22 protein-coding genes are annotated in these 25,205 nt (G+C 68.1%); 12 read left to right on the forward strand and 10 right to left on the reverse strand.

From position 1 onward, the window contains the following. Positions 1-58: 58 nt before the first annotated feature. The 3 genes from AB4120_RS17200 to AB4120_RS17210 all read left to right on the forward strand — a co-directional run bounded on the left by AB4120_RS17200 (position 59) and on the right by AB4120_RS17210 (position 3,808). Complete coding sequence (locus tag AB4120_RS17200) at positions 59-2,293, forward strand: VTT domain-containing protein (RefSeq protein ID WP_149137852.1); 2,235 nt, start codon at positions 59-61, stop codon at positions 2,291-2,293. After that, on the forward strand, positions 2,293-3,111 hold the full coding sequence (locus AB4120_RS17205) for an endonuclease/exonuclease/phosphatase family protein (protein WP_441642621.1): 819 nt from the start codon (positions 2,293-2,295) through the stop codon (positions 3,109-3,111). Before AB4120_RS17200 ends, AB4120_RS17205 begins: the two co-directional genes overlap by 1 nt. Positions 3,112-3,388: 277 nt before the next feature. Further along, the gene (locus AB4120_RS17210) at positions 3,389-3,808 is read left to right on the forward strand and encodes a hypothetical protein (protein ID WP_149139271.1); all 420 of its coding nucleotides are present in this window, start codon (positions 3,389-3,391) and stop codon (positions 3,806-3,808) included. Between the two features lie 33 nt (positions 3,809-3,841). Here the strand turns inward: AB4120_RS17210 and AB4120_RS17215 are convergent, their stop codons facing one another. The 3 genes from AB4120_RS17215 to cls form a co-directional block, all read right to left on the reverse strand. Then, positions 3,842-4,261 carry a hypothetical protein gene (locus AB4120_RS17215; RefSeq protein WP_149137853.1) on the reverse strand — a complete coding sequence of 140 codons (420 nt, stop codon included), beginning with the start codon at positions 4,259-4,261 and terminating at the stop codon, positions 3,842-3,844. A gap of 247 nt (positions 4,262-4,508) precedes the next feature. Next, positions 4,509-5,162, reverse strand: coding sequence for a TetR/AcrR family transcriptional regulator (locus AB4120_RS17220; protein WP_441642622.1), 654 nt, complete (start codon positions 5,160-5,162; stop codon positions 4,509-4,511). A gap of 105 nt (positions 5,163-5,267) precedes the next feature. Continuing rightward, positions 5,268-6,704 (reverse strand): cardiolipin synthase, encoded by a 1,437-nt coding sequence (gene cls, locus AB4120_RS17225; RefSeq protein ID WP_149137854.1) that lies wholly within the window; start codon positions 6,702-6,704, stop codon positions 5,268-5,270. Positions 6,705-7,020: 316 nt separating this feature from the next. Here cls and AB4120_RS17230 point away from each other — a divergent pair, with 316 nt between their 5' ends. The 5 genes from AB4120_RS17230 to poxB all read left to right on the forward strand — a co-directional run bounded on the left by AB4120_RS17230 (position 7,021) and on the right by poxB (position 12,841). Further along, entirely contained in the window at positions 7,021-7,779 is a 759-nt protein-coding gene (locus AB4120_RS17230) for a response regulator transcription factor (protein ID WP_441642623.1), read from the forward strand. A gap of 198 nt (positions 7,780-7,977) precedes the next feature. Next, entirely contained in the window at positions 7,978-9,585 is a 1,608-nt protein-coding gene (locus AB4120_RS17235) for a methyl-accepting chemotaxis protein (RefSeq protein ID WP_149137856.1), read from the forward strand. Between the two features lie 151 nt (positions 9,586-9,736). Further along, positions 9,737-9,940: a hypothetical protein gene (locus AB4120_RS17240; protein ID WP_092296587.1), complete on the forward strand. Its 204-nt coding sequence runs from the start codon at positions 9,737-9,739 to the stop codon at positions 9,938-9,940. Positions 9,941-10,268: 328 nt separating this feature from the next. Continuing rightward, on the forward strand, positions 10,269-10,919 hold the full coding sequence (locus AB4120_RS17245) for an HAD domain-containing protein (protein WP_149137857.1): 651 nt from the start codon (positions 10,269-10,271) through the stop codon (positions 10,917-10,919). 194 nt (positions 10,920-11,113) lie between these two features. Then, complete coding sequence (gene poxB / locus AB4120_RS17250) at positions 11,114-12,841, forward strand: ubiquinone-dependent pyruvate dehydrogenase (RefSeq protein ID WP_441642624.1); 1,728 nt, start codon at positions 11,114-11,116, stop codon at positions 12,839-12,841. Positions 12,842-12,856: 15 nt separating this feature from the next. On the opposite strand, the gene AB4120_RS17255 is transcribed toward poxB, so the two are convergent. Continuing rightward, a complete protein-coding gene (locus tag AB4120_RS17255) occupies positions 12,857-13,402 on the reverse strand; it encodes a carboxymuconolactone decarboxylase family protein (RefSeq protein WP_149137858.1) in 546 nt (181 codons plus the stop codon). Between the two features lie 142 nt (positions 13,403-13,544). Here AB4120_RS17255 and AB4120_RS17260 point away from each other — a divergent pair, with 142 nt between their 5' ends. Next, on the forward strand, positions 13,545-14,402 hold the full coding sequence (locus AB4120_RS17260; protein WP_149137859.1) for an AraC family transcriptional regulator: 858 nt from the start codon (positions 13,545-13,547) through the stop codon (positions 14,400-14,402). On the opposite strand, the gene AB4120_RS17265 is transcribed toward AB4120_RS17260, so the two are convergent. From AB4120_RS17265 to AB4120_RS17280, 4 genes are all read right to left on the reverse strand, one after another. Beyond that, a complete protein-coding gene (locus AB4120_RS17265) occupies positions 14,396-16,576 on the reverse strand; it encodes a TonB-dependent receptor (protein ID WP_262389832.1) in 2,181 nt (726 codons plus the stop codon). The genes AB4120_RS17260 and AB4120_RS17265 overlap by 7 nt on opposite strands. Before the next feature lie 122 nt (positions 16,577-16,698). Beyond that, positions 16,699-17,073, reverse strand: coding sequence for a DUF3325 domain-containing protein (locus tag AB4120_RS17270; protein WP_149137861.1), 375 nt, complete (start codon positions 17,071-17,073; stop codon positions 16,699-16,701). Then, positions 17,070-18,710 carry a PepSY-associated TM helix domain-containing protein gene (locus AB4120_RS17275; protein ID WP_149137862.1) on the reverse strand — a complete coding sequence of 547 codons (1,641 nt, stop codon included), beginning with the start codon at positions 18,708-18,710 and terminating at the stop codon, positions 17,070-17,072. Before AB4120_RS17275 ends, AB4120_RS17270 begins: the two co-directional genes overlap by 4 nt. Then, a complete protein-coding gene (locus AB4120_RS17280) occupies positions 18,710-19,078 on the reverse strand; it encodes a DUF3649 domain-containing protein (RefSeq protein ID WP_316248530.1) in 369 nt (122 codons plus the stop codon). Before AB4120_RS17280 ends, AB4120_RS17275 begins: the two co-directional genes overlap by 1 nt. A 198-nt stretch (positions 19,079-19,276) precedes the next feature. On the opposite strand from AB4120_RS17280, the gene AB4120_RS17285 reads away from it, so the two are divergent. The 3 genes from AB4120_RS17285 (at position 19,277) to AB4120_RS17295 (ending at position 22,145) form a co-directional block, all read left to right on the forward strand. Continuing rightward, on the forward strand, positions 19,277-20,863 hold the full coding sequence (locus tag AB4120_RS17285; protein WP_149137863.1) for a class I adenylate-forming enzyme family protein: 1,587 nt from the start codon (positions 19,277-19,279) through the stop codon (positions 20,861-20,863). 10 nt (positions 20,864-20,873) lie between these two features. Continuing rightward, positions 20,874-21,704 (forward strand): IclR family transcriptional regulator, encoded by an 831-nt coding sequence (locus AB4120_RS17290; RefSeq protein ID WP_149137864.1) that lies wholly within the window; start codon positions 20,874-20,876, stop codon positions 21,702-21,704. A 75-nt stretch (positions 21,705-21,779) separates the two neighbouring features. Then, positions 21,780-22,145 carry a 5-carboxymethyl-2-hydroxymuconate Delta-isomerase gene (locus AB4120_RS17295; RefSeq protein WP_149137865.1) on the forward strand — a complete coding sequence of 122 codons (366 nt, stop codon included), beginning with the start codon at positions 21,780-21,782 and terminating at the stop codon, positions 22,143-22,145. A 7-nt stretch (positions 22,146-22,152) separates the two neighbouring features. Here the strand turns inward: AB4120_RS17295 and garD are convergent, their stop codons facing one another. Together garD and AB4120_RS17305 are read right to left on the reverse strand one after the other, a co-directional pair. Beyond that, positions 22,153-23,748, reverse strand: a complete 1,596-nt coding sequence (garD, locus tag AB4120_RS17300) for a galactarate dehydratase (RefSeq protein WP_149137866.1) — start codon at positions 23,746-23,748, stop codon at positions 22,153-22,155. 28 nt (positions 23,749-23,776) lie between these two features. Beyond that, on the reverse strand, positions 23,777-25,141 hold the full coding sequence (locus AB4120_RS17305; RefSeq protein ID WP_149137867.1) for an MFS transporter: 1,365 nt from the start codon (positions 25,139-25,141) through the stop codon (positions 23,777-23,779). Positions 25,142-25,205 lie beyond the last annotated feature (64 nt).

The following is a 25,205-nucleotide window of genomic DNA, read 5'->3' on the forward strand; positions in this document are numbered from 1 at the left end:
AAGCCAGTCCTGGCGCGAATTCCCGATCCGGTACAAAACTTGCGCCTGTGGCCGGGTGATGTCCGACGCCCTTCCCAATTCCCCGCTCCTGCGCCCCGGCCACAACTGCTGGCGGGTGGAGCCGTGCCAGCGTTTTTCGATGCTGGTGGACGCCGATGCGTACTTTTCCGCACTCCGTGAGGCGCTGGCCAAGGCCACGCACAGCGTGTTCATCCTCGGCTGGGACATCGACAGCCGGATGGTGATGACCCCGGGCGGCGGGGACCATGACGATGGCCTGCCGCCCACGCTGCGCGACTTCCTGAACGCGCTGTGCAAACGCCGGCGCGGCCTGCGGATCTACGTGCTGAGCTGGGATTTCGCGATGGTGTTCGCGCTGGAGCGCGAGTGGCTGCCATCCGCCAAGATGCACTGGCAGACGCATCGGCGGCTGTCTTTCCGGCTCGATGGCAACCATCCGCCCGGGGCCTCGCATCATCAGAAGGTGGTCGTGGTCGATCATCAGGTGGCCTTCGTGGGCGGGCTGGACCTGACCATCCGGCGCTGGGACACCCATCATCATCTGGCCGACGACCCGCGCCGCGTGGATCTGGACGGCAAGCCCTACCCGCCCTTCCATGACGTGCAGTGCGTGGTCGATGGCGATGCCGCCGCTGCGCTGGGCGACCTGGCGGCGGCGCGCTGGCTGCGCGCCACGGGCCGCCAGCCGCGTGTGCCGGACCGGCCGCTGGGGGATGCGTGGCCGGAGAGCATCGCACCCGATCTGACCAATGTGGACGTCGGCATCAGCCGGACCTCGCCGGCTTGCGAGGACGAGCCCGGCGTGTCGGAGATCCGCGAGCTGTATCTGGATGCCATCGGCGCGGCACGCCAGGGCATCTACCTCGAGAACCAGTATTTCAGTTCCGGCCTGATTGCCGATGCGTTCACCAAGCGCCTGCGCGAGCCCGAGGGGCCCGAGATTGCGCTGGTGTCCCGGCGCACCGAGAGCGGCTGGCTGGAGGAAGCGAGCATGGGGGTGCTGCGCGCACGGCTCTGCCGGCGCCTGCGCGGCGCGGACGCGCACGCGCGGTTCCACCTGTACTGCCCGCATGTGCCGGACCTTGGCGATGCCTGTGTCAACGTCCACAGCAAGGTCATGGTGGTGGACGACCAGCTGCTGACGATCGGGTCGGCCAATCTCAGCAATCGCTCGTTCGGGCTCGATACCGAATGCAACCTCGTGGTGGAAGCCAATGGCGATCCCAAGATCGCTGCCGGCATCCGGGCGATGCGCGGGCGGCTGCTGAGCGAGCACCTCGCCGTCACGCCGGACGAGCTCGACGCCGCGCTGGCGGACGCCGGCGGCCTGCACGCCGCCATCGAGACCCTGCACCGCAGCGACGGGCGCACGCTGGAGCGATTCTCGCCGACCGTGCCGGACGAAGTCGACGCCGCGCTGCCCGATGCGCGGCTGCTGGACCCCATCGAACCCATCGACAGCGATCAGATCATGGGTGAGTTCGTCAGCCACGAGGCCCGCCCCCACGCGGCCAACCGCGTGGCGGTGTTCGTGCTGCTGGTGCTCGTGCTGGGCGGCATGGCTTTCGCGTGGCGCTACACACCGCTGCGCGAGTGGGCCGACTTCCGCTACCTGCTGACCATGATCGAGCACGTGCGCGACATGCCGTTTGCCCCAGGCGCGATGATGGCCGCCTTCGTGGCGGGCGGGCTGGTGATGTTTCCGGTGACGCTGTTGATCGTGGTTACGCTGGTCGTGTTCGGGCCCTGGTACGGCGCGCTGCTGGCGCTGTCCGGCACGGTGCTGAGTGCCGCAGGCGGCTACACGGCGGGCCGCCTGCTGGGCCGCCACGCGGTGCGGCGCCTGGGCGGACGCCGGCTGAACCGGCTGAGCCACAAGGTGCGGCAGCATGGCGTGCTGGCGATGGTGGTGCTGCGGCTCGTGCCGGTGGCGCCGTTCACGCTGGTCAACCTGGTGGTGGGCGCGTCGCGCATCCGGCTGCGGGATTGCCTGCTCGGCACCGCCATCGGCATGACGCCGGGCATTCTCATCACCGCCTCGCTGGTGGACCGGATTGCCGCCGTGGCCAAGGACCCAGGCGCGGGCACCTTCGCCCTGCTGGCGTTGGTGCTGCTGATTCCGATTACCGTGGCGGTGCTGCTGCGCCGGCGGCGCAAGCGTCGGGAGCGCGCAGCCAACGCCGAACGCCATGCGGCAGCCACTGCGACTGCCACTGCGGCGGCGCGGCACCCGCCACCCTGCACCAGCGCGCCGTCGCGCGAGGGGGCCTGATGCACGCGCCATTGCCGCCCACCCAAGACCCCTCGGGGTCACTGCATGCGGACATCGCCGTGGCCAGCTACAACATCCACGGCGGGGTGGGCACCGATGGGCATTTCGTGCCGAAGCGCATCGCGGATGTGGTGACGGAACTGCGCGCAGACCTGATCGCCCTGCAGGAGGTGGAGTCGCGCACCACCGGCTTCGACATGCTGCGCTTCCTCGCCGCGCACACCGGCCTGCACGCCATTCCCGGCCCCACGCTGGTCCGCGAGGACGGCGACTACGGCAACGGCCTGCTCACGCGCTACCGGCCGCTGCGCATCCGCCATATCGACCTCAGCGTGAAGGGGCACGAGCCGCGCGGCGCCATCGACGCCATGCTCGAATGCAACGCCGTGGAGCACGACACCTTCGCGCTGCGCGTGATTGCCACGCACCTCGGCCTGATGCCCGGCGAGCGGCGCTGGCAGGTGCGCCGCCTGCTCACCGCGCTGGCGGAGGCGCCCGAGCAGCCCACCATCCTGCTCGGCGATGTGAACGAGTGGTTCCTGTGGGGAAGGCCGCTGCGCTGGCTGCATGCGTACTTCGAACGCACGCCCCATGTCTCGACATTTCCGTCGCGCTGGCCCTTCCTCGCGCTGGACCGGATCTGGACTTCGCCACGCGCGCACCTGGTGTCGGTGGCAGGCCATCGCAGCGCGCTGACGCGCCTGGCGTCCGATCATCTTCCGCTGCTCGCGCGCCTGCGGCTGACCGCGCGCGCCCATCCTTCCCCCGAGGAAATCGTCGCCACAACGGGTGCACCGTTGCAGGAGCCGGGTGCCTGAACAGCGCCTTGCATCGCAGCATCGGCATCTTGTTTCAGGCTCACCCACATGGCCGCCACGGTTTGCCGCAGGGCCGCAATACGGGTATCTCGCTAGGCTTGCGCGCTGGTCTGCGCCACGCTCGCTTCCTATACTTGACTCTCGCAGACGCCATGTCATGCCGCATGGCGATGCAACACCGAAAACGATCGGGCAGGCGATGGCGGTTCCCGGGAGGACCCCGCCGACGGGTCATGTCGACACGCCCTGTCCCGGAACAGGAAAGTGGAGAAAAGGCATGCCCAGCGAACAGTTCCTTGCCACCCAGGAAACCCGCCGCTTAGGCCTGCGCGCCCTGCGCGCGGCATTGCTCCAGGTACACAAGGAAGTCATCGGCTACGACCGTGGTCAATACGAGCGTCTGCACGGTCCGATTCCGGCCGGGCAGTTCGTGCAACTGGTCACCGAGGAATCTTTCTTTCGCTGGCTGGACCCGCTGTCGCGCCTCATCATCGAGATCGACGAGGAACTCGAGGGCGACGAACATCATGACGATACCTGCCGGGCCGTGGCCGGCGCCGCGCAGAAGCTGTTCAGCGAGCGCGGGGACGAGGCGTTTCGCAAGCGCTATCAGGAAGCGTTGCAGGATGAATCGTCGGTCATCGTGGCGCACGGGCGGCTGATGTCCGTGATCGGCCAGCTCAGGCAGTTGCCGTAGTTGCCGTAGGCGGGATCGCGCTGGGTCACAGGCTCAGCGCCGGCCACGGCCGCCGCCACCTCTGCCCCCACCGCCATAGCCATGGTAGCCACCATAACCGCCGTGGTAACCCCCGTGGTAACCGCCGTGTCCCCCGTGGTAGCCGCGGTAGCCCCCGTAATAGCCCCGATACCCACGCCCGTAGTAGCCGCGATATCCGCTGCCATACCAGACGTTGCCGTAGAAGCCGCCATACCAGGGCCGGTAGTAGTACGGATACCCGGCGTACGGATAGCCGTAGGCATAGGCGGGATAGCCGCTGTAATAGCCGCCGTAATACCCTGACGACGCATAGCCGGACGGATAGCTCCCGTAGTAGTCCGCCGTGTCATAGCCGGGATATGCCACGCAGCCGCCCAGCAACCATGTGGCGCCCGCAATGCCCGCCATCTTCCAACCGCGCGCCCCATTCATCGTGCACTCCCATTGACCTGCATCAAAGCCGAGGGCGACTTCGACCGTCGCCCCATGGGCGTTAGACAATATTTGCGCGGCGAAAATCCACTTTCGGACTATTCCTATTCACGAATCAGAATCGTCTTCTTACACTGGCCCCCGCCTGTGCAATGCAGGTACCCGCTGGAGTGCCAGAGTTGACCCCTCGCTGGCATTCTTTTACTTGGATGCCACGTGGTCCCCGCCACGTGGCATTTTTTTGGTCTCAGGCCATCGTCAGGCCGTTCTCCACCATGTCCAGCAGCCGCGCACCGATGATGCCGGCCTGTTCCTGCGCGCGGCTGCGCAGGGGGCCGTCGATCAACAAAATGGCCAACCCATGGACGGCGGACCAGGCCACATACTCGGCGCCGGGGCGGCGGGCCGCCGGCAGCAGGCCCGCATCGACCCAAAGGTCTAGCGCGGCGCCCAGCAACTGGAAGGGGTTGAGGCCGCTGTTGCCGGCCTTGGCGGGGTCCGGGTCATCCTCCACGTCGTCCGGCACCGAGAATGCGGTGCGGAACAGGCCGGTCTCGGCCAGTGCGTAACGAAGGTAGCCCGCACCGACCGCGCGCAGGCTCCCGCGCGCATGCTCGGCGGCAGAAGCATTGGCGGGCAGCGTGGCCAGTTCGGTCTCCATGGCCATGGCCAGACCGGACAGCGCGGCGGCACGTACCGCCTGCAACAGGTCCTGTCGGCTCGCGAAGTGACGGTACGCGGCATTCGGCACCACGCCCGCGCGGCGCGTGGCTTCGCGCAGCACCACGGCCTCCGGGCCGCCGGTGCGTGCAAGATCGATCCCGGCCTCGAGCAGGGCGCGCCGTAGATCGCCATGTCGATAAGTGCTCCGCGTGGGCGGCGTGTTGGCGACTCGGCTCATGTCAAACTCCCATGTGGACATCGCCCACTCATTCTGCTATGTATAGTAGACAGTGTACACAAATAGCGCCAGCGCCAACGTGGACAACGTCGGCAGCGGCGCCGTTCAGAGAATGGGGGCGAACAGCTTGGCCACGTGCATCGCCACCCGCAGCAGCGCGGGCGAGGCCAGGAACTCGTCGCGGCTGATCTCGCGCGCCTCGGCGAAGTCGGCCTCCAGCATGCGCGTGACATCCCGCGCGAATGCCGGATGCGCGGTCATCACCATCATCTCGAAATTGAGCCGGAACGAGCGATTATCGAGATTGGCGGTGCCCACGGCGGCCGCCTCGTCGTCGATCAGGATGACCTTCTGGTGCAGGAAGCCAGGCTGGTAGCGGTAGACCTTCACGCCCGCGCACACCGCCTGGTAGGCGTAGATGGTGGACGCCGCGTACACCACAAGGTGGTCCGGGCGCGACGGAATCAGAATCCGCACGTCCACCCCGCGCAGCACGGCAAGGCGCAGCATCGCGAACACTGCCTCGTCCGGCACGAAGTATGGCGAGGTGATCCAGACCCGCTTCTGCGCCGACTGGATCGCCTCGACGAAGAACAGCGAGCAGGTCTCCTGCGCGTCGGCCGGGCCGGAGGGCACCACCTGGCAGATCATCTCGCCCACATCGCCCTGCGGCGGCAACATCAGGTACGGCACCTCGCGTGCGGCCCAGTACCAATCCTCGGCGAACGCCATCTGCAACTCCAGCACCGCCGCGCCACGAATTTCGATATGCGTATCGCGCCACGGCGAGAGCGGCGCCCGCCCACCCAGGTATTCGTTGCCGACGTTGTGCCCGCCCAGGAAGGCGCGCGCGCCGTCTACGATCACGAGCTTGCGGTGATTGCGGAAATTCAGCTGAAAGCGATTGACAAAGCCGGGATGAGTGGCGAAGGGCCGGGCCTCCACACCCGCCTGCTGGAGCGTGCGCACGTAGCCGCGTCCGAGTCCGTGGCAGCCGATGCTGTCGAACAGGAAATAGACCTTCACGCCGGCGCGGGCACGCTCGCACAGGCGGCGCTGGAGTTCGCGGCCCAGTTCATCGTCATGGACGATAAAGAACTGCACCAGCACGACCTGCGTGGCGGCGTCGATGGCGGCGAAGATGGCTTCGAAGGTCTGCTGCCCGTTGATCAGCAGGCGCACGTCGTTATTGGCCAGGCACGGCATGCCGGTCAGCCCGGGCAGCGCGCGCATGCACGCCTGCGCCGGCGCTGTCACCACGCAGGCCGACAGGGCCTCGCGCTCGGACGCGGTCATGCCACGGCGGATCTCGCGCAGGCGGTCGTTGTTGAAACGGCGGGCGTTGACGTAGCCGGCGAAGGTGCTGCGGCCGAAGATCAGGTACGGAATCAGCGCGAAGTACGGCATCATCACCAGCGACCCCGCCCACGCAATGGCACCGGGCGCGGTGCGGACCGTCATCACGGCATGCAGCGCGGCCATCACGCCAACGATGTGGAAGGCGACCATCACTGCGGCGATCACGCTAGGACTCATCAACATTGGCGGATGGTTCGGCGCTGCGGGCCCGTACATGGATTGAGCCTCATTCTGGCATACCCGTCACATGAGGGCATCCCCCCGATCGCCATATGCCTGCGCGGCTGCCTCATTTTTAGGCGCGCCGATGCAATGGCGTGCCGACGCCGGTGCGCCTCCGCCCGCCTGCCAGTTATCCACACGTTCTGTGGATAAGCCCGCCGCCGCGACGCCGCTGCCCCACATTTAAGGGAATGACGATTGTCCGGCCAGGCATGCCACCGCTACGCTCTGACGGTTCCTCTCCGTCAATCCGTTTCAGTTTTCTGGTAGTTGCAGCATGAGTGTTTCAACCAACATCGCCTTACTGGCTAGCCGTGCGGCCCGCCTCCACCCCATCCAGGACCTGCTCTCCCTCGCGGGTTTCCAGTGCACCCTGTTCCTTGCCGGACGGGACCTGATCCACGGCCTCAGCCACGACAGCTACGACATGCTGCTGGTCGACCGCGACCTGCACGACATTTCCGCAATCGACGTGATCCGTGCCGTGCGCGCCGTACGGGCCCGCGACATGCCGATCATCATGATCGGCGGGCAGCATAACAACGACAACGACCTCGTCGAGGCGCTCGACGCCGGCGCCGACGACTACGTGCTCGAAGCCCTGAGCAACCGCGTGCTGCTGGCGCGCATCTCCGCCCTGCGAAGGCGCATGTGCGGCGCACGCTTCCGCAACAACCTGCCGATGCGCGCCGGCCCCTACGAGCTGAACAGCCCCGGCCGCTTTGCCATGCTGAACGGCCGCCGCATCGCCATGACGCCGAAGGAGTTCGACCTGGCCACGCTGCTGTTTGCCAACGTAGGCCGCATCCTGGCCAGCAAGCGGATCGAACACATGATCTGGGGTCATGACCTGCCGCCGCTCTCGCGCGCGCTGGCGGGGCTGGTCTCGCGCATGCGGCGCACGCTTGACCTCTGCCCGGCCAACGGCGTCACCGTCAACGTCGTCTACGCGCAGGGCTACCGGCTCGACATCCTCGACCAGACCGTCCGCGCCGACCTGACGGGCCCGCCCGGCCAGCCCCTGCTGCAGCCGTAGCCAGCCCGCCCAGCCTGCGCCCATCTCCCCTGCCTGTGCGAGGGTGTCACGCCTGCGTCACACCGTTCGCCGAGCATGGCGGCGCACCGCAACGGGAACATGCCCCGGCCGACCACAACCGGGCGGCACGGCCAGGCAGCCACGCGGCGGGCATCGGGTCATGGCATGGCCGGGGCAACCCCGGCAGGAGTGTGTTTCGTGTTGCAAGCCATCCAATTGAGTCTGCCGCGCGCACGCGGCGAAGCCGTGTGGCAACGGCTGCTGCGACTGCCGCTGGCGGCGCGGCTGTCCGCCGCATTCATCCTGGTCTATGTCTTCGGGGCCGTGGTCGGCCTGATCGGCATCCTCAATCTGGTTTCCCTCAAGCAGGACACTGACACGCTGTATCAACGCGATATGCGCGGCGCCATCTCGGCGGAGCGCGCGCAGGCTGCGCTGGCCACGCTGGGCCGCGCGCAACTCGCGCTGACGCTGGCCACGAGCACCACCGAGCGCGACGCTGCCGGCGCGGACATCCAACAGGCCATGCGCCAGTTGGACGCCGCCGTGGACGGCGTGCGCCAGGCCGCGCCGCGCCAGGCACAGGCGCTGCAAAAGGAGCGCGCGGCGGCGGGCGAGCTGATGCAAGGCTATGTAGCGCTGATCAACAAGCAGCCGCTGGACGCCCTCCAGTTCGACAGCGCCGTCTCCGTCGATGGTCACTTCCTGGGCGAGCAACTGCAAAAGCTCGGCGCGCTGATGGAGACCACGCGCGCCGGCATGGAGCGGCAGGCTGCCGACACTGTGGCCGGCGTTGCCGCGAGCCAGGTCGGCGCGCAAACGCTGATGGCCGCGCTGCTGGTGGCCAGCTTCGTGGCGGCTGGCGCGCTGGCGTGGTTCGCGGCGCGCAGCCTGACGCGCGAACTCGGCGGCGAGCCGCGCGACGCGGCGGCGGCAGCCAATCGCATCGCCAGCGGCGACCTGACCGCGCATATCGCCCTGCGCAAGGACGACCAAACCAGCCTGCTCTACTTCCTGGCCGGCATGCGCGACGAACTGGCCGGCGTGCTGGCCCGCATTCAGGAATCCGCCCACGAGATCACAGCCACCAGCGGCGACATTGCCGACGGCAACCAGCAACTCGCGGCGCGCACCGCGCAGCAGGCCGAGGCCCTGCGCCACGCGGCGGCCAGCATGGCGCGCCTGACCGCGCTCGTCGAACAGGTGCATGAGCAGGCCAATGAGTCGAGCACGATGGCCAACGAGGCACGCACCGCATCGGGCGCCGGCATGGCGGTGGTGCGCGACATGAACGGGACCATGGCCACCGTGCTGGGCCACTCGCGCAATATCGCCGAGGTGGTCACGGTGATCGAGGGCATCGCGTTTCAAACCAACATTCTCGCGCTCAACGCCGCCGTGGAAGCCGCGCGCGCCGGCGCGGCGGGACGCAGCTTCGCGGTGGTCGCGCAGGAGGTACGCGCGCTGGCCCAGCGCAGCGCCAACGCCGCGCGCGAAATCGGCGGCATCGTCGGCGACGCCACGCGCGAGATCGAACGCAGCGCCAGCCTCAGCAGCAGCGTGGTGGCGGCGATGGAAGGCATCGAATCGGCGGTCGACCGCAGCCACAGCCTCGCGGGCCATCTGCGTGCGCTGGCCGAGGAACAGGCCGCCGGCATCCGCACCGTGGGCGATGCCCTCGCGGAACTCGAGCAGACCGGGGCGCAGAACAGCGCGCTCGTGGACACGGTAGCGCTGCACGCCAACCGGCTCGACGAGGAAGCCGCCGCGCTGGAATCTGACGTGTCCCGCTTCCAGTTCCAGTAGCCCGGCCACGCTGCACCGCACCAATGTCACGCCATTGTTAAAGTTTCCGGTCTTTGCTGTCGTAAATAAGCGAATGCTGATTCTTTCCGGGCCACAGCCCGGCTAGCATGTTCGCTTGCCTCTCAACCGGGACGCACAGCAAGGACCTGGCATGGCGCTACGCAAGGCAGTGCAGGACGATTCGTCCTTTCATGATGATCTGGACGCGGCGGGCCGCGACTGGGCGCCACGGCTCAAGCCGTGCGGCGCCTGTCATGGCTGCGAGCAGCCCGTGGGTCCCACCGTGTTGTTTTGCAGCGCGGCGTGCCAGCAATCATTCGAGCATTTCGAAATGCGTTTACTGCGTAAGCGGTAAGCCGCCCCCTCCGGTTTCAGCGCCATTCCCACCGCCCCTTCCCGCCTCGGGTAAATCCTAGTAATTCCCCTAATCGAGTTATGTCAACCGATGTGCAGGCGCGCTCGTTTTCATCTCCATTGCGCCCGCATCCGCGCCGGAATCGACCCCGGCATCAGGCAGGTGTGTCGGGCAGAAACATTTGAGAACAAGGGGTAACGGGCATTTACGCCTCCGGTGTAGAAGTTACAGAACTGTTGCACTTACGCACGTTTTGTGGCGCCGCAGAGGCCGAATTGCCGAGTACGCTTGTCTCGACCAAAACAGCACCGACTACCACAGGGAAATCATGTCTGAACGCCTCATCATGCTGGACGTACCCGGCGTCCTCTACTCGGACCGCTCCGCTGCCCGCCTGGGCGGTACGCCAACGAGCGGCACCCTGAGGGATGTCCGTTTCTTCGATCCGATCGCGCTGGGCTTCCTGCGCCGGCTGTTCGGCATTGCCGGCGCCCGCGTGGTGGTGTCCGACGCTTGGCGTCGTGGCACCCCCGCCGCGATCCTGCAACAGCTCGACCTCCAGGTGGAAGGCATGACCCCGCGCGTGGCGGGCGGTCATGGCGCCGAGATCGACGCCTGGTTCACGCAGCGCGCCGCACCCGGTAGCTGGGTGATCCTGTCGACGGCCGCCCCGTCGTCGATGACGGCAGCGCAGCGCCGCCACCTCGTGCAGGTGAATCCGGCCGAGGGGCTGACGGTGGAGAACTTCCGCCAGGCGCTGGACATCCTCGGCGTGGCCTGCCCGTCGACGGTGACGCCCGATTCGCGCGTGGAACCCGGCCTCCAGGCCAAGCTGCGCCACCTCCAACAACTGGCGCGCGAAGCCCCCGAGCGCTTCATGCCCGCGCCGGCCGCCGCCGAGGCCCGCGAGCAGGCCATGGCCATCGCCGTGGCCAGCCTGACCGGCCAATCGCTGCAACCGGCCGCGCTGCACGCCTGAGCGGCTCCGCGCCCCTCACAAGGCCGCCTCCAAGGCGGCCTTTTTCATTGGCCACAGCGCATTCGCCCTGCCGGCGCGCCGTGCGGATCGGAAAGGACCGACCCCGCGCGCTATCCTCGCCGTCGCTCACCGCCTACCCTTGTACCTTGGAATTCCGCCTCGCTCGCAGGCACCGATCGCACAAGGAGAGCACCATGGCCATCCACGCAGCCGACCTCATCACCCGCGTCCTGCACGCGGTGGGCGTCGAACGCATCTACGGCGTCGTCGGCGACAGCCTCAACGGCATTACCGAATCGCTGCGCCAGCGCGGCGACATTGACTGGATCCACACCCGCCACGAGGAAACTGCCGCCTTCGCGGCGGGCGCCGAAGCGCACCTGACCGGCAAGCTGGCCGTCTGCGCCGGAAGCTGCGGGCCCGGCAACCTGCATCTGATCAACGGTTTGTTCGATTGCCACCGGTCTGGCGTGCCGGTGCTGGCCATCGCCGCCCATATCCCGAGCGCCGAAATCGGGCGTGGCTACTTCCAGGAAACCCACCCCGAGCAGTTGTTCCGGGAGTGCAGCCATTACTGCGAACTTGTCACCAGCATCGAGCAGTTGCCCGGTGTGCTCGAGTCCGCGATCCGCGCCGCGGTGGGCCGCCGGGGCGTGGCCGTGATCGTGATTCCCGGCGACGTGGCGTTGCGCGAGGGCACCTTCGCCGAGTCCGCGCCCGCCGCGATTGCCCTGCGCGCGCCGGTTGTCACGCCGGACGCCGCCTCGCTCGATGCACTGGCCAGCCTGCTGCGCGGCAGCCAGCGCACGACATTGCTGTGCGGGCGCGGCTGCGCTGGTGCCCACGACCAGGTGGTCCAGCTTGCGGCCATGCTGAAGGCACCCGTGGTGCACGCCCTGGGCGGCAAGGAATATATCGAATACGACAATCCGTACGATGTGGGCATGACCGGGTTGATCGGCTTCAGCTCGGGCTACCACGCCATGCAGGAATGCGACACGCTGCTGATGCTCGGCACCGATTTCCCGTATCGCCAGTTCTACCCCGAGGGCGCGCAGGTCGTGCAGATCGATATTCGCCCGGAAAACCTCGGGCGCCGCACGCGGCTGGACATGGGGCTCGTGGGCGATGTCGGCGCCACGCTGGACGCCCTGCTGCCACGCCTCACCCCCAAGACCGACGAGGCCCATCTGGCGGCGAGCCTGCGCCACTACCGCGACGCGCGCCGCCAACTGGACGACCTGGCCACCGGCGACAGCGGCCGCAAGCCGATCCACCCGCAGTACCTGGCCCGCCTGCTGAGCGAGCAGGCCGCCGAGGACGCCGTCTTCACCTTCGACGTCGGCACGCCGACGATCTGGGCCGCGCGCTACCTGCGCATGAACGGCCAGCGGCGGCTGATCGGCTCGCTTGCGCATGGGTCGATGGCGAACGCACTGCCGCAGGCCATCGGCGCCCAGTCGGCTTGTCCGGGGCGGCAGGTCATCAGCCTGTCCGGCGATGGTGGTTTTGCGATGCTGATGGGGGATTTCCTGACGCTGGCCCAGCAGGGCCTGCCCGTCAAGGTGGTGATCTTCAATAACAGCGTGCTGGGCTTCGTCGCGCTGGAGATGAAGGCGTCTGGCTTCCTGGAGGCGGGCACGTCACTGCGTAACCCCGACTTCGCGGCCATGGCGCGCGCCATCGGCGTGCATGCCCAGCGCGTGGAAGACCCGCTGCAACTGCCGGAGGCCATCGCCACCATGCTCGCGCATGACGGGCCGGCCCTGCTCGACGTGGTGACCAACACGCAGGAACTGGCGATGCCTCCGTCCCTGAAGGCGGAGCAGGTCAAGGGCTTCAGCCTGTGGGCGATGAAGGCCGTGATGAACGGCCGCGCCGACGAGGTCATCGAACTGGCGCGGTCGAACTTGCTGCGCTAGACGCGCTTTAACGGCTTAGCGCGGGTTGAGCTTCACGCTGGGGAAGTCCACGGGCACGTTCAGCGCCACGTTGATGTAGTTGGTGAACAGGTTCAGCGCGACGTGGGCGACGATTTCCACGATCTCTTCGTCGCCGAAGCCCACTTCGCGCAGCTGGGCCACGTCGGCGTCGGTCACCTGACCCCGGTCGTTCACCAGCTTCAGCGCGAAGGTCAGCGCGGCGGCGGTGCGGGGATCTTCGGCGCGCCCGGCCTGGGCGGCGACCATCTCCTCGGCGGTGGCGCCGGCCTTGCGGCCCAGCGCCGTATGGGCGGCCAGGCAGTATTCGCAACGGTTGCGGTCGGCAACGGCCACGGCGATCTTCTCGCCAAGCTGCGCCGGAATCACACCGCCGCCGAGCGCGCCGAACGCGCCCCACATCGATTGCAGCGCGGCCGGCGAATTGGCCACAGCGCGGAACATCTGCGGGGTCGTGCCAAAGGCGGCCTGGATCTGGGCCAGGGCGGCGGTGCTGCCGGCGGGGGCGTTGCTGGCGTCGGGCAGGGAAACACGTGCGGTCATGATGAACTCCTATATATAGAGAGATGGGTTGGCTCCCGGGTGCCGGCTTCATCGCCTGCCTCCGGGGTGTCTCCACTATGGCCGCAGACGCCGTACGAAAGGATACAATTCGTCCACGAAACCATCCTTTTCGTCCAGGCCCATGTCCGCACTGCCAGAATCCCAGCCCGATCGCCTCTCCGCGCTGCTTGAACGCTTCCGCATCCGCGCGCACCTGTTCCACGCCGGGCCGCTCTGCGGTGTCACCCGCTTCGATGAAGCCGGCCGGGGCTTCCTCCACGTGTTGCGCGAGGGGCGCACCGAGGTCACCCACGGCGCGAGCGCCCTGCCCACCCGGCTGGTGATCGAGGAGCCATCGCTGCTGTTCTATCCGCGTTACACCGTCCACACCTTCCACAATCCGCCGGCGGAAGGGTCCCAGTTCACCTGCGCCACGCTCGATTTCGATGGCGGGGCGATGAATCCGCTGGCGCGCGCCCTGCCGCCGCTGATCGTGCTGCCGCTGGCGCAGGTGGAGGGGCTCGATCCCGCGCTCGCGCTGCTGTTCGCCGAGACCGAGCGGGTGCGCTGCGGCCAGCGCCTGCTGGCCGACCGGCTGTTCGAGGTGGTGCTGATCCAGCTGCTGCGCTGGCTGCTCGACCATCCCGAGCAGGCCGGCATCCAGCCGGGCCTGATCACGGGCCTGTCCGATGCGCGCCTGGCGCGGGCACTGGTGGCCGTGCACGAGGCACCGGGCGAAGCATGGGGCGTGGAGTCGATGGCGCGGTGCGCCGGGATGTCGCGCAGTGCGTTCGCGGCGACGTTTCGGGAGGTGGTGGGACAGACGCCAGCCGACTATCTGGCCGACTGGCGTATCAGTCTCGCGCAGGCCCGCCTGCGAGACGGCATGCCGCTGAAACTGATGGCCGACGAGTTGGGCTACGCCAACCCGTCGGCCTTGTCGCGCGCGTTCCTGGCCAAGGTCGGCCAGTCCCCGCGCGACTGGTTGCGGACTCAGTAGTCCACGGTCATCGACAGCTTGAAGGTACGCGGCTGGCCAATCACCAGGATGCCACCGCTCGACGACGCCCAGTAGTCCTTGTCCGCGAGGTTCTCCACGCCCGCGCGCACCGTATAGCGCAGCTGCGAGGCCTTGAACGTGTAGCGCGCCCCCAGATCGAAGCGGTTCCACGACGGCAGGCTGATGGTGTTGGTCGTGTTGGCGGACTGGCGGCCGGTCTGGATATAGCGGCCGGACACCGTCGCACCCGGAAGGAACGGCAGGTCGTACTCGCCGCTGAGGGTCAGCGTGTAGATCGGCACGCCCACGCCAGGCTTGCCCTCGGTGCTGGCGCTGCCCGTGTTCGACACCTTGGAGTCGATATAGGACACGCCGCCCAGCAGGCGCACGCCGCGCAGCGGCTCGCCGAACACGCTGAACTCTACGCCGCGATTGCGCTGGTCGCGCACGGCGAACACATTGCCCTGCGTGACGCCCGTGGGCTGCTCGATCTGGAAGAATGCCAGCGTGCTGCCGAAGCTGCCCGCGTCGTACTTCGCGCCCACTTCATGCTGCTTCGACTTGGCCGGCGCGAACACCTGCCCGGCGTTGATCGTATTGGACGGCGCGGTGCCGCCCTGCGCCAGACCCTCGATGTAGTTGTAGTACAGCGAGACGTTCTGGAGCGGCTTCACCACCAGGCCGAACATCGGCGACGTGGCGGACTCGCTGTAGTTCGCCGTCTGCACGCCCGTGGCCGTTGCGTAGCCACGGATGTTCATCACCTGCTGGCGCACGCCGCCGGTCAGCAGCACACGGTCGTTCAGGAACGACAGCGTGTCCGAGAACGACACCCCGTTGATGTTGACCCGGCCCGTCACGTTCGGATCGGCCATATTGCCCGTGGTCGAGGCGGCCGGGTACGGCACGGTCGGCGCGTTGTAGAGATTGGTCGCAAACGACGGCGAGAACTGGAAGGCGTTGGATTTCGCCTGCTCCAGACCGGACCAGCTCAGGTTGACCGTGTGCTTGACCGGGCCGGTCACGAAGCGGCCGCGCACGCCCACTTCACCGGTGTACGTATCCTGCTTGAACGGGGTGGTCAGCCGCGTGGCCGTGCCAAAGCCGTTGTTGCCGACGTTCGCGCCGCTGTAGCTGCCAAACTCGTTGGTGTGATGCGCGCCGAAGGCAGCGTAGGTGGTCCAGTCCCTGGTGACGTCGTACTCGGCGCGGATCGTGCCGTAGGTGTCCTCCAGCTCGGAATACGTCCAGGGCTGGGCGAAGTTGGTCGAGGCGGACGGCACCGCCGGCAGGGCCGTACCCGACAGCTGGACCGTGCTGCGGCCCTGGTTGATGCGCTGTTTCTGGTAGCCGAAGTCGGCATTCACGCGGAACGCGTCGCCCTGGTAGTCCAGGCCCAGCGTGAACAGGCGCTGCTGGCGGCTTTCGTTGTCCACCGGGGTATCGCCGCCGCGCGCCATGGCATTGACGCGCACGCCGAATTCCCGGTTCTTGCCGAAACGGCGGCCCACATCCACATGGCCGCCCACCTGCGAGTCGCTCGTATAGTCGATGGTCGCCTGCGTGATGTCCGCCGCCGTGGCGTACTTGGGCACGAGGTTGATCATGCCGCCCGTGCCGGTGCCGCCGGGCGACACGCCGTTCAGGAAGGCGCTGGCGCCACGGAACACTTCCACGCGCTCCAGCCCTTCCGTTGCCACCAGCTGGCGCGGCGCGATGCCGAACAGGCCGTTGTACTGGATATCGTCGGTCGTCAGCTGGAAGCCGCGCACCACGAAGGTATCGGCGAAGTTGCCGAAACCGTAGGCGGTGCGGATCGCCGGATCATCGGCCAGCACGCCGGCAATGCTGCGTGCCTGCTGGTTCTGCATCTGCTGGGACGTGTACGACGTCACGCTGAACGGCACGTCCATGAAGTCCTGGTTGCCCAGCACGCCAAGGCGGCCGCCACGCGCGACCTGCCCGCCGGCATAGGGGGTGGGCAAAGGGTCTGGCGAGGCGTCAGCATGCACGGTCACGGCGGGCAGCGTTGCGCTCTCCGCCGTGGCGGCTGGCTGGGTCGCCTCCTGGGCGAAGGCGATGGTCGGCAACAAGCCGGCAGCGGCCAATGCGGCCACGAGATGGCGCAGCGGCGTGCGGGACGCACGTCCGGCACGCGGTACGGAATAAGACAAGGTGACACTCCCAAAGTAAAACGATTTCATGCCCGTCCGCGCCGCTGATCGCGGCGGGCGGGTTTTTTCCCGTATCCGTCTGGATGGCGGCGTCGCTCTGACGGCGACGCTCGTTCGTACTGCTACGCCTGCACGATCAGGATCGCGGCCAGCGCGGCAGCCACACCGATGCCGATCGCGCCGCGCGCGATGCGCGGCGTGACCTGCGGTGCATAAGAGAAGGCGCCCACCACCGTCAGGGCGCTGACGGTAAGCAGGCCGGCCCAATAGATGACGCCGAAGGCCCAGCCCTGGGCCGCCACGCAGGCCGCCAGTGCCAGTGCCAGCGCGATCCAGCCCTGCCAGCGCAGGCGGCGCACGCGAGCCGGCGGCGGCTCGGCGCCCCGGCCGAAGATGTCGGCGTGATGCCGGTCGATGGTCTGGGCCAGCCAGGTAAAGCCGCCCACGGCAAATCCGATGCCGGCCACGCAGACCGGCCACATGGCGGGTACGCTCATGACGCCTCCCCCATGGCACCCGTGCGCGCCGACGCACCGGCGCCACGTGCCGCCGGACGCGGGCGCCCAAGCCACCACGCCGCCGCGCCCAGCCCCACGCCAATCGCCAGCACGGTCAGGTCGAAGCCCGCCAGTACTGCCGGCCCATGCAGCAGCGTCACGCCCAGATGGTCGGTGCCGGTCAGCGCATTCAGCAGCGGCAGGCCCGCGAACAGTACGGCGCCAATGCCCAGCAGTACCCGCCACATGCCGCGCGTCGGGCGGATCTGGGCGACCAGCGCCGCGATCGCCCAGGCTGTGAAGAACATGCGGATTTCCATGTCGGGCCGCTGCGCGATACCCACCGGCACCAGCCGGTTGGCCCAGAAGTAGCTGGCGAACGCAATCGGCAGGCCGGCAATCACGCCGAGGTTGAGCGCCTCCACCAGCCGCAGCCCGAACGGCGTGCGGCCGGTGGCGGCAATCGTGCGTGCGTGGCTCTGGCGCGTCTTCACGGCCCAGAGCAGCGCGCCGGTTGCCACCATCAGGCAGCCAGCCAGCCCGGAGGCGAAGAACAACGCGCGCAGCAGCGGCGGCGCGAAGTGCGCGACGTGCAGGCCCACCATCACGCCACGCGTGGCGCTGGCATTGCCCGGATCGTCGCCAAACGTTTCCTTGAATGCGCCGGTGGTGCCGGCGAACACGACGGTGGGACGGAGTGAAGACAGGCTGTGGCCCGCATCGCGGGTCATCGTGACGATGGCGTTGGCGTCGTTGGGGCGCTCCACGCTGATCCGTGCCGGGGCCACGCCATCCCACCGGGCAATCGCCTGCGCCAGCATCGGCCCCACCGGGGCCATCGGCGCCTGCACGCCGGCGGCCTGCACGCGCGGCGCGCGGAGGCCCAGTTCGGCGTCGAACCGCTTCGTATCGCCCTGGTAGACCGCCTGCACGCCCCACGGCATGTACATGAACAGCAGCGTCACGAGGCCGGTGTAGGTAATCATCAGGTGGAACGGCAGCGCCAGCACGGCGGTGGCGTTGTGCGCATCGAGCCACGAGCGCTGCCCCTTGCGGGCGCGGAAGGTGAAGAAGTCCGCGAAGATGCGCCGATGGGTGATCACGCCGCTCAGGATGGCCACCAGCATGAACATGGTGCAGAAGCCGATGATCCAGCGCGCCCAGATCGCCGACATGTAGTGGAGGTCGAAATGCAGGCGGTAGAGAAACTCGCCGCCGCGCGTCTCTCGGGCGCCGGGCACGGGGGTGCCGGTCACGGCGTCCAGCGTGCGCGTCTCCAGCCGGGCGCGGTTGCCCTTGCCGGCATCCTCGGGGCGCGGCTGGCGCAGCCAGGACACCGTGGTGGTGGGACGGCGGTCGTCGGGGAGATTGATGAACCAGCGCTCGGCATTGGGCGCCTGCTGGCGGAGGAAGGCGATGGCGCCCTCGGCGGCCTGGCTGGCTGTGGCGGCGGAGATGTCGCCACCCAGCCGCGCGTGCAGTTCGGGCTTCATCCACAGCGTGATCTCGTCCTTCACATAGCTGGCGGTGCCGCCGCAGAAGACGAGGAACAGCACCCAGCAGACCAGCAGGCCCGACCACGTATGCAGCCACGCCATCGACTGGCGCAGCCCCTGACCCTTTCGCAATTCGGCCATTACGCGCTCCGCAGGGCCAGCCAGCCCAGTCCCAGGGCCGCGCAGGGCACGGCCAGTCCGATCCAGGCGCGCCATGCCGAATCGACGGCGAACACCCAGATCACGGCCAGCGCGTACCAAAGGAACGACAGCAGGGAGGCGGTGACCACCGCCTCGGCGCGCGCCATGCCGGTCCAGCGTGCCAGCGCGAGCGCGACGCAGCCCGTGGCGAGTGCCGCGAGCCCGTAGCCGCCCAGGATGCCGGCGATCGCCCGCGAGGCGACCGCCACGCGATAACTGGTCGAAATGCCCTGCTTCATGTTGCTGCGAATTCCGTAAAAGCCGCAATGATAAGCGTTCTCATCTGCATTGTCTTTCAGGCATCGCATTTTGGCGGGTTTCCGCGGTATAGACATTGGATACATGTCGCGAAAAGCCCAAATGTGCGTCCCACGTGCGCCCTATCGTAATTCTGCATTGCAGAACGTGGATTCCACGCTGCGGTTGACAGCCCCCGCGGATCGATGGGACGATGCGACGCATCAATACCGGCGACTTCACGCCGGAAGCCTTGCCCGGAGACATGCATGCGCAGTACCGCTTCCCCCGCGGACCGTTCTGGTCACGCGTCAACCCCCGCCCAATCCAACGCTTTCCGCCCGGCTTTCCAGCGCCTGCACCAGACCATGGGGCCGTGGGTGGCCAGCCATCCTGACCGCGTGGCCGTGATGGATGCCCACCGCGCGCTGCGCTATGGCGAACTGGACCTGGCCGTGCGCGAGACCGCCCAGGCGCTGACCGCGCTCGGCGTGCGCGGCGGCGACCGCGTGGTGCTGGTCACCGAGAACAGCGTCGGCTGCGCCGTGCTGCTGCTGGCGCTGAGCGCCATCGACGCGTGGTCGGTGCCGGTCAACGCCCGGCTGTCGGCGCGCGAGATCGCCAATATCGTCGAGCACGCCGGCGCGCGCGTGACCTTCTATCTGGACAACGATTTCCCCGAAGCCCGCGAGCACGGGCTGGCGCGCGGCGCGCAGTGGGCCGATGCGGCGGCGTGGGCGCACGTCGGCAAGCTGCTGGTCAGCGCCATCGACGAGACGGCCGTGGCCGAGCCGGTGGCCGCCGAGGCCCGCGAGCAGGTGGCCGCGCTGATCTATACGACGGGCACCACGGGGGCCTCGAAGGCGGTGATGCTGACGCACGCCAACCTGATGTTCATCGGCCATTCCAACCGTCTGCAGGCCCGCGTGCAGGCCGGCGACCGGGTCTATGGCGTGCTGCCGATCTCGCACGTCTATGGCCTGTCCGTGCTGCTGGTGGGCCCGGTGTCCAACGGCGCCACGGTCTATTACGAGCCGCGTTTCCGCCCGGAGAAGCTGGCGCGCACGCTGGTCGAGGAACAGCTCACCGTGCTGCACGGCGTGCCGGCCATGTACGCCAAGGTGATCGAATGGAGCCGCGCGCAGGGCCAGTCGCTGCGCACGCCGTCGCTGCGCATGGCGCAGTCGGGCGGCGCGCCGCTCACGGCGTCGCTCAAGGCCTCGTTCGAGGACGCCTTCGGCATCGTGCTGCACAACGGCTACGGCATGACGGAGACCTCGCCCACCGTGTGCCAGACCCGCGTGGATGCGCCGCGCACCGACTGCTCGGTCGGCCCGGTGGTGCCGGATGTGGAGCTCCGCCTGGGCTCCCCCCTGCCGGACGGCAGCGGCGAACTGCTGGTGCACGGCCCCAACGTGATGAAGGGCTACTACCGGCGCCCGGATCTCACGGCGCAGACCATCGATGCCGACGGCTGGCTCCATACGGGCGACCTCGCGCGCATCGACCCGGACGGCGCGGTGTCCATCGTCGGCCGCTCGAAGGAAATCATCATCCACTCGGGCTTCAACGTGTACCCGGAAGAAGTCGAGCAGTCGCTCAACGCGTTCCCGGCCGTGCTGCAATCGGCCGTGGTGGGCCGGGCCACCGAGGGCAACGAGGAAGTGATCGCCTTCGTCGAGGTGCGCGGCGGCATGACGCTGGACGAGCCCGCGCTGCGCACCTTCCTGCGCGACCGCCTCTCGCCCTACAAGATGCCGGCCGAAATCCGCGTGGTGGCGCAGCTGCCCGCGGCGCCCTCCGGCAAGATCCTCAAGGCGAAGCTGCGCGAGCAGCTTGCCGCCGGCAACCTTTGAGCAACGCACCATGGACAGCCAGGCCGATTCCCTCCCCGACCTCCCGCCCGCCGCGCCCAAGGCGGACAACCGCAAGGAAGACCGCCATTTCGTGACTGCGCTGGCGCGCGGGCTCGACGTGCTGGCGTGCTTCCGCGCCTTCGACAGCGAGCTCGGCAATGCCGAACTGGCGCAGCGCTGCGGGCTGCCGAAATCGACCGTCTCGCGCCTCACGCACACGCTGACCGAACTCGGCTACCTGCAGGCGCTCACGGAGCCGGTGCGCTACCGGCTGGGCAGTTCCGCGCTGGCGCTGGTACCGGCCGGCCAGCCCGGCGCCGACGTGCTGGCCGTGGCGCGGCCCTACATGCAGGAACTGGCGGACCTCTCGCAGGGCGTGACCTCGCTGATCGTGCGCGACCGGGGCCGCATGCTGATCTACGAGAACTGCCAGTCGGAGAGCTACCTCACGCTGCGCGTGGCCGTGGGCAGCCGCGTCTCGGGGCTCAACACGGCTGCCGGGCGGGCCTACCTCCTGGCCCTGCCGCCGGCCGAGCAGCGCCAGGCGCTGACCGCGTTCCGCGCCGACGACCGCGTCAGCGCGGCCCACGCCGAGGGCGTGCTCTCCGCCAGCCGTGACGAGGCGCGCCGGCTCGGCTGCACCACATCGTTCGGCGAATGGCTGCCGGACATCAACTCCATCGCCCTCGCCTTCCGGCCCGGCCAGTCCCTGCCGCCGATGACGCTCAGCTGCAGCGGCCCGAACGCCATCGTGCCGCCGGCGCATCTGCTGGAAAAGGTGCGGCCGCTGCTGCGCGACCACATTCGCCGCATCGAGGCCGCGTTCGGCGTGGCGGCCTGAGCCGAGGGGTTCCCCGGAGGGCGCCGGTTTGCCGTACGATGCTGGCTTTCCCTCCGATCCTTCGACGCTCCCGCCATGCCGCAACTGATCATCGAAATCACCGAAAACACCCGCCTGACCTGCTCGCAGGACGAGCTGCTGGATGAAGCCAACGCCGCGCTGCTGGCCACCGGCCAGTTTGGCGAGCCGGACATCAAGTCCCGCTGCGTGACGCTGACCACCTACCGCCAGGGTACGGAAAACCGCGACCGCGCCTTCGTGCACGCCACGGTCTGGATTCTGGATGGGCGCGAGCAGGCCGTGCGCAAGCAGATCGCGCAGGCGGTGTGCGGTGTCCTCACCGATGCGGTGCGCCCCGGCGCCGGCCAGAACGTGCAGGTCAGCGTGAACGTGCAGGAGATGGAGCGCGCCGTGTTCACCAAGCAGATCATCGGCGAGTAACGCTGGCTCAGGTCACCGGCGCCGGGTTGAACAGCGCGAGCGAGTTGTAGAGCTTGTGGTGCTCGGCCCAGGTCTTCTTGCGGCCGCTGGCCACATCCAGCATCAGGTTGAACAGCTCCCAGCCCACATCCTCGATGGTGGCCTCGCCGGTGGCGATGCGGCCCGCGTTCACGTCCATCAGGTCGTGCCAGCGGCGCGCCAGGTCGCTGCGGGTGGCCACCTTGATCACCGGCACCTCGGCCAGGCCGTACGGCGTGCCCCGGCCGGTGGTGAACACGTGCAGGTTCATGCCGGCGGCCAGTTGCAGCGTGCCGCAGATAAAGTCGCTGGCGGGCGTGGCGGCGTAGATCAGGCCCTTCTGCTTCAGCTTCTCGCCCGGCGACAGCACGCCGGAGATAGCCGAGCTGCCCGACTTGACGATGGACCCCATCGCCTTTTCCACGATGTTCGATAGCCCGCCCTTCTTGTTGCCGGGCGAGGTGTTGGCGCTGCGGTCCACGCGGCCACGATCCAGGTAGCGGTCGTACCAGTCCATCTCGCGGATCATGGCCTCGGCCACTTCCGGCGTGGCGGCCCGTGCGGTGAGCTGGGCGATGCCGTCGCGCACCTCGGTCACTTCCGAGAACATCACGGCGGCGCCGGCCCGCACCAGCAGGTCCGTGGCGTAGCCCACGGCGGGGTTGGCGGTCACGCCCGAGAAGGCGTCGCTGCCGCCGCACTGTACGCCCACCACCAGTTCCGAGACCGGGCAGGTCTCGCGCTGGCGCGCGTTCAGCACTTCGAGGTGCGATTCCGCCATGGTCATGATCGAGTCGATCATCGAGCCGAAGCCCACGTGCTGGTCATCCTGCAGGCAGACCACGCCCACCTGCACCTCGCCGGCGCCGGTCTGGATGGGGATGGTGCCCGGCGGCATCAGGCGCTCCGGCTGGAGCTTCTCGCAGCCCAGGCTCACCATCATCGCGCGGCCGCCGAAGTTGGGGTTCAGGGCGATGTTGCGCAGCGTGCGGATGGGCACCACGGCGTCGGGGGCGTCGATGGCCACGCCGCAGCCATAGGTGTGCTCCAGGCCGATCACGTCGTCGACATTGGGGTAGCGCGGCAGCAGTTCGGCCTTGATGCGGCGCACGGCGTGCTCGACCACGCCAGACACGCACTGCACCGTGGTGGTAATCGCCAGAATGTTGCGGGTACCCACCGAGCCATCCGGGTTGCGGAAGCCTTCGAAGGTATAGCCTTCCAGCGGCGGCTGCGGCGCCGGCACCCGCGTGCCGATCGGCAGGTCGGTCAGGCCGGGCGGCTCGGGCATGCGCAGCACGCGTTCGTTGATCCAGCTGCCGCGCGGCAGGTCTTTCAGCGCGTAGCCGATCACCACGTTGTAGCGCATGACCGCGTCGTCCTGCTTCAGGTCCACCAGCGCCACCTTGTGGCCCTGCGGCACGCGTTCCACGAGCGTCAGGCCGCACGGGAACACCGTGCCGGCGGGCAGGCCGCCGTCATTGGCGATGATGGCCACGTTGTCGTCGGCGTGGATGCGGATGTACAGCGGCTTGGGGTCGGCAGCCACGGCCTGGGCGGCCACCGGGGAATCCTGTTCAGACATGTTGGGGGGTCCTTGTCTTCTCTCTATATCAGGCGTGCTTCAGTTCCACGCGCCGGATGTCCTTCACGATCACCAGGTAGCTCACCACGGTGACCAGGGCGTTGATGCCCACGAAAACCAGCGCGCCGTTGAACGAGCCCGTGACGCTGAGGATATAGCCGATCACGATCGGCGTCACGATGCCGGCGATATTGCCAAACGTGTTGAAAATGCTGCCGGCGAGGCCCATGACCTCCTTGGGCGCCGTATCGGCCACCACCGCCCAGCCCAGCGCGCCAATCCCCTTGCCGAAGAAGGCCAGGGCCATGATGCCGACCACCAGCCACTCGGCGTCTACGTAGTTGCAGGCGATCATCGACACGGACAGCAGCATGCCCACCACGATTGGCAGCTTGCGGGCGAAGGTCAGCGAGTAGCCCTTGCGCAGCAGGCTGTCGGAGATCACGCCGCCCAGCACGCCGCCCAGGAAGCCGCAGATAGCCGGCAGGGAGGCCACGAAGCCCGCCTTCAGGATCGACATGCCGCGCGCCTGCACCAGGTACACCGGGAACCACGTCAGGAAGAAGTACGTCAGCACGTTGATGCAGTACTGGCCCAGGTACACGCCGGCCAGCATGCGGTTGGAAAGCAGCTGCTTGGCGTAGAACCAGCCCGCCGGTGCCTTTTCGGAGCCCTGGCCGGCGCCCTCGTTCATATGGATCAGCCCGCCGCCCTGCTCGATATGTGCGAGTTCGGCGCCGTTCACGGCCGGGTGCGTGGCCGGGCTGCGCATGATCTTGAGCCATACCAGCGCCAGCGCCATGCCCATCAGGCCCATCCAGAGGTACACGTGGTGCCAGCCCCAGCTATGGACGACCCAGGCCATCAGCGGCGTGAAGACCACGGCGGCGAAGTACTGCGCGGCGTTGAAGATGGCCGATGCCGTGCCGCGCTCGGCGGTGGGGAACCAGCTGGCCACGACCTTGGCGTTGGCCGGGAAGGCCGGCGATTCGGCCAGGCCCACGGCGAAACGCAGCGCGAACAGCACGGTCATGGCCGAACCGATGGTGGCGAACACGCCCAGCCAGCCCTGCAGCAGCGTGAAGAACGACCAGACGAAGATGCTGGCCGCGTAGATACGGCGGGCGCCGAAGCGGTCGAGCAGCCAGCCGCCCGGAATCTGCGCCATCACGTAAGCCCAGCTGAAGGCGGAGAAGATGTAGCCCATCTGCACGGCGCTGAAGCCGAACTCCTCGCGCATGGCGGGGCCGGTAATCGACAGCGTGGCCCGGTCGGCGTAGTTGACCGTGGTCACAATGAAGATGAGCAGGAGAATCCAGTAGCGGACGTTGGTGCGGCGCGCGCCTTCGGCGGAAGTCGCGGCGGCGGCGCTGGAAGTGGGGCTTGCGTTCATCGGGGTCTCCTCACAGCCGGGGACCTGATGCAGGATGCGTGGACCGGCTTGTGATATGTCGTCG

The organism is Cupriavidus sp. 2KB_3 (genome assembly GCF_052115685.1).
Lineage (GTDB): Bacteria > Pseudomonadota > Gammaproteobacteria > Burkholderiales > Burkholderiaceae > Cupriavidus > Cupriavidus campinensis.